We start from the raw sequence: 11,889 nt of genomic DNA on the forward strand, positions 1-11,889 counted from the left end.
TAAGGCAAATTATTATATTAGCGATCAATTTTAACCACAGATGCAGATTGAACAGGCCAGGCAATTTATACTGGATAAACTAAAAGAAGAGCTTCCTGAATGTTTTCATTATCATAATGCCGATCATGCTGTGGATGTATACACCGCATCGAAACAATTGGCATTAAGTGAGGGGATAGGCGGTCATGAAACCCAATTACTGCTTACCGCTGCATTGTTTCATGATTCGGGCTTTTTATCGGGACAAAAAGATCACGAAAGCAAATCATGCGATAATGCCCGTTTGTATCTGCCTGATTTTGGTTACACCACAGAAAATATCGACCAGATATGCGATATTATTATGGCCACAAAAATGCCGCAAAGCCCTCATGACCATTTAGGCGAAATTATTTGTGATGCCGATTTGGATTATTTAGGGCGGAATGATTTTTTTGTACTCAGTAAAAAGCTATTTTCGGAACTTGTAATAACCGATGGTTTGAAAAGTGAACTGGACTGGGATAAGCTGCAGATCGTTTTTCTGAAAAACCATCATTATTTTACCAAAACAGCTATCGAAAAGCGCGGTCCTGTTAAGCAGCTGCACCTGGAAGAGATCATAAAAAGAACAGTTTAAAATATAATTCATGACCAAAGCGGAACACAGTTTACCCGAAATAATTAAGGACGTAGTAACGGTAGCAATCGGGATATTATTTTGCGGTTTTGCGCTAAAGGGCTTTTTGGTGCCGAACAGTTTTTTTGATGGCGGTGTTACCGGTATATCCCTGCTTATACACGAATTATATCATTTCAACATCGCTTTTGTTATCGTGGTGGCCAATATTCCCTTCATTATTATGGGGATGTTCCAGGTTAATAAGTCCTTTGCGCTTAAAACCTTTGCCTGTGTAGTTGCGTTGGGTATTTGCCTGCACTATGTGCCATACCCTGTTATTACGTCTGACAAGCTACTGGTATCCATATTCGGTGGTGTGTTCATGGGCCTGGGCGTGGGCTTGTCTATCCGTGGCGGCTGCGCGTTGGATGGTATCGAAATACTGGCGCTTTATACCTTAAAACGAAGCAGCTTCACCATCAGCGAGATTATCCTGGGTATCAATATCATCATATTCTTAATAGCGGCCTTTAAGCTTGGCTTGCCAACTGCATTATATTCCATCTTAACTTATTATACCGCTTCTCGAACCATCAGCTTTGTAATCGACGGTCTGGAAGAGTACACGGCTGTGAACATTATATCCGGCCAAAGCGAGATCATCAAAGAAAAACTGGTGATGGAACTGGGCAGGGGCATTACCATTTATAAAGGCGAACGTGGTTTCCTGAAAGAGAGTTTTGATGTTCACCAGCCGGTTGATATTATTTTTACCGTAATAACCCGCTTTGAGGTACGCCGGTTAAAAAACCTGGTGCATAGCATCGACCCCAAAGCCTTCGTGTTTACTAACAGCATCAAGGAAGCAGCTGGCGGGGTATTGAAGAAAAGGGTTAGGGAGCATTGATTTTAAGTCAAAAGTCAAAATTAAAAAGTCAAAAAGATAAGCCAAAAACTCTAACCATAAGAGACTTTTGGCTTAAGACTTTAAACTTAAGGCTTACGAAACCACCTCGTATATCTCCACAGGCTTGGCTTTGTTTTTTAGGCTTACTTCGCCAATTTTGTTGAGTTCGAATGATTCTTTTGCTTTTTCGTAAACCTCTTCGGTAACAATGATCTGATTGGGCTGAGCTACCGACTGTAAGCGCTGTGCCAAATTAACGGCATCGCCAATTACGGTATAATCCAACCGTTTTAACGAAGCTGAACCGATATTTCCTGAGATCATTTCGCCTGAGTTGATGCCTATAGAGACCTCGGGCTTAAAAGTTTTATCGCCATAAACTATGGCTTCGGCGGTGTGCATTTTTTCGCGTACGGCAAGGGCTGCATCAATAGCCCGGTCAAGGTGATATTCGCCACGAAAAACCGCCATTACAGCATCGCCCATAAATTTATCAATATGCCCGTTTTGCGCTATGATCTCTTTCACCATTACATCAAACAGCTTGTTAACCAGGCTTACCACATTGTTGGCCGGCACATGCTCTGATATGGCCGTAAAGCCGCATATATCGATAAACAGAACGGTTGCATCGATGGTTTCGTTAGAGAGCAGGCTGGTTTCAAACTCTTTGTGAGTCATAAAGTTTAAAACATTCTCATCAACATACATACGCAATATGTTATTCTCCTTGATGGCCTGCATAGTTTTTTTAAGCTCGATAACATGCAGCAGCGTTTTTTCGATGGTAATATCCAGATCGTCGAAATTAACGGGCTTACATACAAAATCAAAGGCACCCCGGTTCATGGCGGTACGGATATTTTCCATATCGCTATAGGCCGATACCATGACCGCTTTTAGTATCGGATTAGCCTCTGGCAGTTTAGTAAGCAGGGTGAGCCCATCCATTTCGGGCATGTTGATGTCGCTTAAAACCACATCAATATCAGGCTCTTCGGCCAGTTTTTTTAGCGCGTCATAACCATTCTGGGCAAATACAAAATCAAATACCTTTTCCCTGATCTTTTTTCTGAATTTCTGCTTGATGAGCAATTCCAGATCCGATTCGTCATCAACCACCAGTATCTTGGCCATTATTGTTCTATATGTTTTAGTTTGTCTTTAAGCGTATTAAAATCAAGGGGCTTGGTTAAAAAATCATTAGCCCCCAGATCCATGGATTGTCTGTAATTTTCATCATCGCCATAAGCGGTTATCATCATCACTACCGGCGGCGGTTTTTCATAAGTGCTTCTGATGTTTTTAAGTAGCTCCAGTCCGCTCATCCCCGGCATATTAATGTCTGATAAAATAAGGATCACCTCAGAATGGTTTTGTTCCAAATATCCCATGGCCTCTTCACCAGATAACGCGAATGTAAAGGCCATTTCGCCGCTTTTGATCTCCTTCCGGAAACGCTGGGTAAATAATGGCTGTACATCGGCCTCATCATCAACAACAAGTATTTTCAATTTATTAGTGAATTATTTTAATTAGTGATTTAGTGAATTAGTGAATTAGTGAATTAGTGATTTTAAAAATCATCAAAATTTTCTTTACTCTTCAAGTCCTTGCTCTTTGTTCCAAAAATCCTTGTTCCATTTATTCTTTACTCTTCAAGTCCTTGTTCCTTGTTCCAAAAATCTTTGTTCCATTTATTCTTTACTCTTCAAGTCTTTGTTCCTTGTTCCAAAAATCTTTGTTCCCAAAGTCCTTCCTCCTCAAATTCTACCCATTTACAGGTATGGTGATAGTAAATTTGGCGTACTCACCTTCCTGGGTATCTACCTTCAGTTCACCATTATGGGCTTTGGTAATAATATCATAGCTCATGGATAACCCCAGGCCGGTTCCCTGTCCGGTAGGTTTGGTGGTGAAAAATGGCTGATATATTTTATCAAGAACCTTTTGCGGGATCCCCATACCATTATCGCTTACTGTAATTTCAACCGCACTGTGGCCATTGGTCAATGTTACATGTTTAGTGGTTACATTTACCATGGGTTCATACCCATCGCCTTTCAATTTTTTCTTTTCGGCTACAGAGTAAAACGAGTTGTTGTACAGATTAAGCAATACCCGCCCCAGGTCCTGCGCCATGGCATCTACATTGCCAATGGTTTCATCAAAACTCGTTCTCATGCCCGCGTTAAATGATTTATCCTTAGCGCGCAGGCCATGATAGCTTAAACGCAGATACTCATCGGCAAGGGCATTAATATCGGTCGGTTCTTTTTTACTGGTTGAGGCGCGCGAATGTTGCAGCATGCCTTTCACAATGGCATCGGCACGTTTACCATGCTGGTTTATCTTAGAAAGATTTTGGGTAAGATCATTGATGATGTCATCCGCATCTTCCTTTGCATCATCGGGCAGCTTTGTGAAAATATCCTCCTTAAGCTCATCCAGTAATTCGATACTTACCTCGCTAAAGTTATTAACGAAGTTTAAAGGGTTTTGTATTTCATGCGCTATACCGGCGGTAAGCTCGCCCAATGATGCCATTTTTTCCTGTTGCACCAGTTGGGCCTGGGTGCTTTTCAGCTCGGCCAGGGCTTGTTGCAATTCTTCTTTTTGGTGGGTAAGTTCCGCTGTACGCTCTTTCACCTGGCTTTCCAGATTAACTTTCATGGCGGCCATCATGCGGTTCTGCTCTTCTTCGTTTCGCCTTTTGATCCGTTCAACTTCAAGCGCTTTGTTTTGTCTGCGGTTGATAAACCACATGGCGCAGAACCAAATTATAGCAAACCATATGGCGCTCTGAAAAATGTTGTCAAGGCTATCGTATAATTTGGGAAATAAATGCTCGAACAGAAAAGTTAAAAAGCCAACCCCCACAAAAGGAATCACTGAATTGACAACAGGACGGTTTGACTTAAATTCATCCCTGACATATGGAAGGGCAACAACACCTATGGTAAGCAAATAGCCCAGTAAATGTGCAAATATCTTGCTGTCAAAAGTATAGCTCATGATCAGCAGCGCCATAGCGGCATACATTACATACAGGAGATACTGATTCCAGGGGGAGTTTATACCCTCCCTTTTTAAGGTTTTGCGCAGTTGCGTGATCAGAAAAATGGTAACAAAAGCTTCGCCTCCCGTCATATAGAGTTAGTTAATACTGGTTTTGGTAATAGTACGTGATAAAATTATCAGTTTTAAGCTAAATAACGGCCTATCCTCATCTCAAAGATATTAAATGTATTAACTGTTGATATATATTACAGTCAATTTTATATCTGCCGGCTGTTTTTTTATACGTTCCGGGTGTTTGCCCGGTTATGTTTTTAAATATCCGCGAAAAATACAACAAGTTTTCAAAACCTGTTTATTACCACTCTCTTAAATTAACCGATAAATAATTTCTGTTTTTGAGTTGGGATACATTGATATTTTGAAAGAAAATATACTACCTTAGCATTATGTTCATACAATAGAACAATTATAAGTCCATGGAGAAATCGAGAAGAAATTTTATAAAGAATTCGGCCATTGCATCCGCCCTGGTTGCTGCCGCCCCCGCAAAAAGTTTTGCTATATTACATCAGGATATGAAACCAAATGACCAAACCATCGGACAGGGAGAGTTTACCTACAAGGCCGATAAAAACTGGGCGAAGATCAGCGTGAACAGTAATCCGCTGGCCAATTGCCACGAAATGGTACAGGACAGTAAAGGCCGCCTCATTATGCTGGGCGACCATACCCATAACAACATCCTGATATTTGATAAATCGGGCAAACTGCTTGATTATTGGGGTACATCGCTGCCTGGTGGTCATGGTTTAAGTATCAGCAAAGAAGGAGGCGAGGACTTTTTATTATTGACCGATTGCGGCTGGGCCCTGGACAGAACGGGTAACAACTATGGCCAATCAGGCCAGGTGCTGAAAACCACACTCGATGGCAAACTGATATTTGCCATAGGCCACCCGCGCACCATTGGTATTTATAAGGATGATGAGCCTTTTAAACCAACCGAGACCGCTGTAGCGCCCAACGGTGATATTTATGTGGCCGATGGTTATGGCTCCGATTATATTATCCATTATAATAGCAAAGGGCAATATATCAATCATTTTGGCGGTCATCACAATACCAATAAAGATCATAACCTGGTGAATGCGCATGGTGTAACAGTTGACACCCGCGATAAAAACAACCCTACACTAATATGTACCTCGCGCGAGGAAAACTGCTTTAAGGTATTTACACTCGATGGTAAATTCATTAAACGTATTGATATGCCGGGCATGTACGTTTGCCGGGCGGTGATCAACGAGCAAAATATTTACGCGGGCGTATGCTGGTCGAAAGATGCAGCCGGCAAACGTTTTGATTATTCGGGTTTTGTAACGGTATTGGATGCGAATAACAAAGTAGTATCAAATCCAGGCGGAGCTGCACCTGTTTATAAGAATGGCGTATTGCAGCAAACTCTACAAGCGGTTAATCCAATTTTTCAGCACGGCCATGATGTTTGTGTTGACGAGGACAAAAATGTTTACGTATGCCAATGGAACGCTTACCACACCGCTCCGGTGAAATTGACACGGGTGTAATAATTATTTCATTCATTGACCCCTTCTCTTGAGAGTAATAGCCCATAAACTACAAGGTTAAAAACAAGTGGCGGAGCAGACTCACCGGTCTACGCTACGCTGGACCACCCTCTTTGCGGCTTCGCCGCATAGAAGGGCGAAAATCCCCTCTATGCGCGAAGCGGAGAGAGGGGTGGCGAGCGCAGCGATGTCGGGATGAGTCGGTATCGCCATAGACATAACAAACAAATAATATCCAAAAAGGGTCTGTCAGTTTGAGCGAATTGAGGTTAGCCCGTGTTTTTCGCTGTAACCCGGTACTGCTCCGGCGATGAGCCAACGTATTTTTTAAAGATGCGCGAAAAGTAATAAGGGTCATCATAACCAAGGGTGGTGGCTATTATTTTTATTTTATCATCATGAGTATAAAGCAGCTGACAGGCTCTTTGCATTTTTAAGTGGATAAAATAATCAATGGGCGGCATGCCGGTAGCTTTTCTGAAGATATTGGAAAAATGCGATACCGATAAACTATGCCTGGTGGCCATATCTTCCACAGTGAGCTTTTGACTGATATTACCGCGCATATTATTGATGGTTTTGGTAATGATATCACCATCTTCCTCTTTGTCATTTTGCACATGTCGCTGGGGAAACAGAAATGTAGCTATCAAATGGTGTAGGCAAAAACTGGCGTTGCACAAGTTCTCTGTGCTGTAGCCCATTTCCAATGTTTGATAAATGTTTTGCCATACCTCTATGGCTTTTTCATTAAAAGGTATGGGTATAGGGCCCTTGTTGGCATTTAGGTTGAGCGACTGGTTAAGGGTTTGGATATTTTCACCGGTGTAGTGTACCCAATAAATTGTCCATGGATCGTGCTTATCGGCCCAGTAGCGGATGTATTTGTCCGTAGCCGGTATAATGATGAATTGGTTTGATGTTACCTCATAACGCTTATTATCCAATATATAATGCCCCTTTCCCTGCAGGCAATAAATAAGGATATTGTCCTCGCAACCCTTCCGGCGCTCGCGGTAATGTGCGGCTGCTTTTGGGAAATAGCCCATATACGTAATATAGATCTGGAAAAGCTCCGGGTTTTTGTCCTTCGCTTCCCGCAGTATTTTTTGCGGAATAGCCAACATCTTTTCCCCTATAAAGCCATCCCGTCTTTTTAAGCTGCTGTTCATGAAGATAACAATTGGTTTTGTAGTGGAATATTACATCATCAAAAGATCTGTACGTAATATATAATGCTATTATAGACAAAACAATCTGCAAATACAATCCTATATGGCATATTGTATACTGGTGACAGCATTTTGCCAATATTCAACACTTATCTGTTTGTTTTTAATTGAATAATCCATTAAAAAAAATGTTTTGCCTATTATAAACAATAGTATAGGGCTTTACTTTTGAATTGTTCTATAAGCATCAATTTAACCGTACTGTTAATAAATTTTAAGGAAGTGATGTATTGAAAAGCCACACATTATGTAGCTGACCTGATACTGATTTAACTATAAAAATATATGTTACTCAAAAATAAAGTGATTTTTTTGACCGGTGGTACCGAGGGTATTGGTCTGGAATGCGCCAAAGTTTACAGCGCTGCCGGGGCGCGGTTAAGTATCATCTCCAATAATGAAACCAGTATTTTGGAAGCAAAGGCAAAACTATCCGCAGGCGGGATATTGTTTATAAAAGCTGATGTTTCCATAGCCTACGATATGCAGCAGGCCATTGCCGAAACAGTGACTGTTTTTGGTAACATTGATGTGATCCATAATAATGCCGGTATATCAAATCCCTCAAAGACTGTACACGAAACTACCGCTGAAGAATGGGATAGGCTATTTGATGTGAATGTAAAAGGTATTTATAACACCACCCGCTTTGGTATTGATGAGCTCAAAAAAACTAAGGGGAATATTTTGAATACGAGCAGCCTTGTTGGGGAGATAGGGCAGGAGATCCACGCGGCATATAGCGCCACCAAAGGGGCTGTAAATGCACTCACCAAATCCATGGCGCTTGATTACGCTTCTTACGGTATCCGGGTGAACGCGGTTGCTCCGGCAGGTGTATGGACGCCCATGTTACGCAGCTGGAGCCAGCAGCAGCCTGATCCGCTCACTATTGAAAATTACCTGAATGGTATACACGCTTTGGGGTATTGCCCCGAAGGTAATGTAGTGGCTGATGCCTGTTTGTTCCTGGTATCTGAACAAGCGCGTTTTATTACAGGCTGTATTTTACCCATAAGCGGCGGGGCCGAGTTGGGTTATCGCCGTATTATTGATCCGGCAAACCCATTAAAACAGAACTAAAATATATGATAAAAAATATTCAAGTTGAAGACGTACGCTACGCCCTTGACGGTAGCGCCGGAAGTGATGCTATACATACCAACCCGGTTTATTCCTATGCGGTAACCCGTTTGTTTGACGATAGCGGACTAACAGGCACAGGCTTTGCCTTTACCCTTGGCGAAGGCAACGACCTGGTTTGCAAAGCCGCCCATTATTATGCGAGCAAACTGACGGGTAAAGATATTGAAGAGACCATGGCTGATTTTGGTCGCTTATTTAACCAATTGTCAAATGATCAGCAATTCCGTTGGCTGGGTCCGCATAAGGGTGTGGTACACCTGGCCCTGGCTTCGGTTACCAATGCCTGTTATGATCTTTGGGCCAAAAAGAGAGGCGTTCCCTTATGGAAATTACTGACTGATCTTTCACCCGAGCAAATCGTGGCCACGCTTGATCTTTCGTACCTGGAAGATGAACTGACCCACGCGCAAGCCATCCAAATGCTGACGAATCAAAGGTCAACCAATCGTCAACGGGAAAATATTTTACAAACAGGCTATCCGGGCTATGATACTTCTATTGGCTGGTTCAACTACTCCGATGAAAAAGTGCGGGAGAACTGTAAGAAAGCGCTGGAAGAAGGTTTCACCGCAATGAAACTTAAAGTGGGTTCTGTTGATCCGGAAAGGGATATCCGCAGGGCGCACATCGTACGGGAAGTGGCGGGTGATAGCATAAAGGTTATGCTGGATGCCAACCAGCAATGGAACCTGCCGCAGGCTATATCAATCTGCAACAAATTCAAAAGCATGAACCCTTATTGGGTAGAGGAGCCTACTCATCCGGATGATGTACTGGCCCATAAAACCCTGGCCGATGCTGTAGCCCCGGTAAAACTGGCCTTGGGTGAGCACGTGCCCAATAAGATCATCTTTAAAAACTACCTGCAAACCGGCTGTGCCTCCTTTATCCAGGTGGATGCGGTGCGTGTAGGCGGGGTAAGCGAATTTATAACCGTAAGCCTGTTATGCAAAAAATATGGTGTACCGGTTGTACCGCACGTGGGCGATATGGGGCAGCTGCACCAGCATCTGGTATTGTTCAACCATATTGCTATGGGGCACGAAGCTTTGTTTTTAGAGCATATACCACATTTGCAGCAGCATTTTGTAAACCCAGTGCATATCAGTAATGGCGTATACATCACCCCGCAGGAGCCCGGCAGCAGCTGCGATCTGATTGCATTAGGGTGAGTTGTGAGTGGTGAGTGGTGAGTGGTGAGTGGTGAGTGGTGAGTGGTGAGTGGTGAGTTAAAATTACCTGGCAATTTAGAGTTTAGAATTTAGTAGTTAGAATTTAGAGTTTAAAAAGAACATGATCCACACTCCCGATTTAGTTATCAGTGCCTTATACATCGCCTTTATTTTTATCATAGGGCTATGGTCGGGCATCCGCCATCTGCGTAAAACCCGGAATAACAATAACGAGGCGGGGGAGTACTTTTTGGCCGGTAAAAAACTGCGCTGGCCTATGATCGGTTTAGCGCTGTTCGCTACTAATATATCCTGTGTGCATTTGGTAAGCCTGGCGCAAAGCGGTTTTGACAAGGGGCTGCTCAATGGCGATTTTGAGTGGATGGCGGCCTTTACGCTCATATTACTGGCTTTGTTCTTCGCTCCGTTCTATATTAAATCTGGCGTGGCTACGTTGCCCGATTTTTTAGAGAAAAGATATGACCGTGCCAGTCGAGATTGGCTGGCTATTATATCGGTAGTATCTGCAGTGCTGATTCATATCGCTTTTTCCTTACTGGCTGGTGGGGTGGTGCTGCATACGCTTTTTGGGGTTGATATGTATACCAGCGTTATCGTTATCTCCATCATTACTACCATTTATACTATTGTTGGTGGCCTAACCGCTGTAGTGGTGACTGAATCTATCCAAACCCTGGTACTGTTGGGCGGCGCTATTATTATGAGCATTGCCGCGTACAATAAAATGGGTGGTTGGGAACCCATGGTTGATGTATTGAAACATACCGGCGAACTGAATAAGCTCTCGATGCTGCGTCCTCATGGCGATCCGAGCGGTATGCCCTGGTATGCAGTATTTTTGGGTTATCCTGTATTAGGGATCTGGTATTGGTGTGCCGATCAAACCATTGTGCAGCGTGTGCTGGGTGCAAAGGACGAGAACCATGCCCGCGTTGGACCTTTATTTTGCGGCTTTATTAAAATATTACCCGTTTTTATTTTTGTGATGCCCGGTCTGTTTGCCTACACGCTGGCCCAAAGCGGTCACCTGGATATTTCGGCATTAAAAACAGTTGTTGCAGGGAAAGAGGTGGTTGACAGCAAAGGGATCTACACCCTCATGATCACGCAGTTAATTCCACAGGGATTGATAGGGGTGTTGGTTGCTGCCTTATTATCCGGCTTAATGAGCCAGATTTCGGGTGCTTTAAACTCCATCTCTACCATTGTGAGCTATGATATTTATAAAAGATACAAGCCGGAGGCAAACGATGCCGGGCTGGTAAAAGTGGGCAAAATAGCTGCCGGCATATCGCTGGTTTTATCGCTGGCCTTGCTGCCCTTGCTTAACCGGTACGGCAGTATTTTCGATGGTTTAAATGATATTATCGCACACATAGCTCCACCTATAACCTGCGTGTTCCTGCTGGGGGTATTCTGGGAAAAAGCTTCGGCGGTATCGGCTAAATATACTTTGTGGATAGGTTCTGCTATTGGAGTGATCGTATTCGCCATGAATAAGCTGTTCCCGGATACCGCGATAGGACAGATCCCCTTCATGATGATGGCTTTTTATCTTTTTGTGATCTGTGTGCTGATACAGGTAACCCTATCCTATGCCTACCCGGTAATACATACCAAAGAAAGCTCGGTATTGTATTGGCGATCACCATGGGAGCCTTTACGCGGCCCTGCATGGAGTGGTTTGGGGAATTATAAAGTGCTCTCGGTATTGCTGGTATTAATTATGGTAGTGCTTTTTTACATTTTTAGATAACCAATGATGTATATAAATAAACGCTGCATAGCGATCATCTGCCTGCTGGCTTTCACCGCGTGTAATCATCAGCAAGCACAACAATCAGCAATTGATACCATCAAAGTAAAACGCTTTGGCATGGTTACCGGCTTAAAACCCGAAAAGATGGCTTACTATAAAAAACTTCACACAGCAGCCTGGCCGGGGGTATTAAAAAAGATCAAAGCGTGCAACATCCGCAACTATTCTATCTACATTCAAAAAATAGAGGGCAGGTATTTCCTGTTCAGCTATTTTGAATATGCGGGGACTGATTTTGATAAGGACATGGCCCTGATGGCTGCCGATACGACCACACAACGCTGGTGGAAAGAAACTAACCCTACACAAAATCCACTGCCCGAAGCAGCCGCCCAGCAAAAAATATGGCAAAATATGGAAGAGGTTTTCCATACCGATTGATCA

At 43.1% G+C, this 11,889-nt stretch carries 11 protein-coding genes; 7 read left to right on the forward strand and 4 right to left on the reverse strand.

Annotation, left to right across the window (positions count from 1 at the left end; all coding sequences use genetic code 11):
• Positions 1-40 precede the first annotated feature (40 nt).
• Both ACNURT_RS12185 and ACNURT_RS12190 read left to right on the forward strand, forming a co-directional pair.
• Positions 41-619, forward strand: coding sequence for a hypothetical protein (locus ACNURT_RS12185; RefSeq protein WP_419701968.1), 579 nt, complete (start codon positions 41-43; stop codon positions 617-619).
• A 10-nt stretch (positions 620-629) separates the two neighbouring features.
• The gene (locus ACNURT_RS12190; RefSeq protein WP_370994134.1) at positions 630-1,508 is read left to right on the forward strand and encodes a YitT family protein; all 879 of its coding nucleotides are present in this window, start codon (positions 630-632) and stop codon (positions 1,506-1,508) included.
• Between the two features lie 93 nt (positions 1,509-1,601).
• Here ACNURT_RS12190 and ACNURT_RS12195 read toward each other — a convergent pair whose 3' ends face one another.
• From ACNURT_RS12195 to ACNURT_RS12205, 3 genes are all read right to left on the reverse strand, one after another.
• Positions 1,602-2,645 carry an adenylate/guanylate cyclase domain-containing protein gene (locus ACNURT_RS12195; RefSeq protein ID WP_419701969.1) on the reverse strand — a complete coding sequence of 348 codons (1,044 nt, stop codon included), beginning with the start codon at positions 2,643-2,645 and terminating at the stop codon, positions 1,602-1,604.
• The gene (locus ACNURT_RS12200) at positions 2,645-3,022 is read right to left on the reverse strand and encodes a response regulator (protein WP_370994132.1); all 378 of its coding nucleotides are present in this window, start codon (positions 3,020-3,022) and stop codon (positions 2,645-2,647) included. The genes ACNURT_RS12195 and ACNURT_RS12200 overlap by 1 nt, the downstream gene beginning before the upstream one ends.
• A 256-nt stretch (positions 3,023-3,278) precedes the next feature.
• A complete protein-coding gene (locus tag ACNURT_RS12205) occupies positions 3,279-4,658 on the reverse strand; it encodes a sensor histidine kinase (protein WP_419701970.1) in 1,380 nt (459 codons plus the stop codon).
• Positions 4,659-5,005: 347 nt separating this feature from the next.
• On the opposite strand from ACNURT_RS12205, the gene ACNURT_RS12210 reads away from it, so the two are divergent.
• Complete coding sequence (locus tag ACNURT_RS12210; RefSeq protein WP_419701971.1) at positions 5,006-6,115, forward strand: twin-arginine translocation signal domain-containing protein; 1,110 nt, start codon at positions 5,006-5,008, stop codon at positions 6,113-6,115.
• Between the two features lie 269 nt (positions 6,116-6,384).
• Here the strand turns inward: ACNURT_RS12210 and ACNURT_RS12215 are convergent, their stop codons facing one another.
• Complete coding sequence (locus tag ACNURT_RS12215; RefSeq protein WP_419701972.1) at positions 6,385-7,287, reverse strand: AraC family transcriptional regulator; 903 nt, start codon at positions 7,285-7,287, stop codon at positions 6,385-6,387.
• 345 nt (positions 7,288-7,632) lie between these two features.
• Between ACNURT_RS12215 and ACNURT_RS12220 the strand changes: the two genes are divergently transcribed.
• From ACNURT_RS12220 to ACNURT_RS12235, 4 genes are all read left to right on the forward strand, one after another.
• Complete coding sequence (locus ACNURT_RS12220) at positions 7,633-8,430, forward strand: SDR family NAD(P)-dependent oxidoreductase (RefSeq protein ID WP_419701973.1); 798 nt, start codon at positions 7,633-7,635, stop codon at positions 8,428-8,430.
• A 5-nt stretch (positions 8,431-8,435) separates the two neighbouring features.
• Positions 8,436-9,665, forward strand: a complete 1,230-nt coding sequence (locus ACNURT_RS12225) for an enolase C-terminal domain-like protein (protein ID WP_419701974.1) — start codon at positions 8,436-8,438, stop codon at positions 9,663-9,665.
• Between the two features lie 121 nt (positions 9,666-9,786).
• Positions 9,787-11,442: a sodium:solute symporter family transporter gene (locus ACNURT_RS12230; protein ID WP_419701975.1), complete on the forward strand. Its 1,656-nt coding sequence runs from the start codon at positions 9,787-9,789 to the stop codon at positions 11,440-11,442.
• A gap of 3 nt (positions 11,443-11,445) precedes the next feature.
• Positions 11,446-11,886, forward strand: a complete 441-nt coding sequence (locus tag ACNURT_RS12235) for an L-rhamnose mutarotase (protein WP_419701976.1) — start codon at positions 11,446-11,448, stop codon at positions 11,884-11,886.
• Positions 11,887-11,889: the final 3 nt, after the last annotated feature.

Origin of the sequence: Mucilaginibacter sp. NFX135 (assembly GCF_048565145.1) — a bacterium.
GTDB lineage: Bacteria > Bacteroidota > Bacteroidia > Sphingobacteriales > Sphingobacteriaceae > Mucilaginibacter.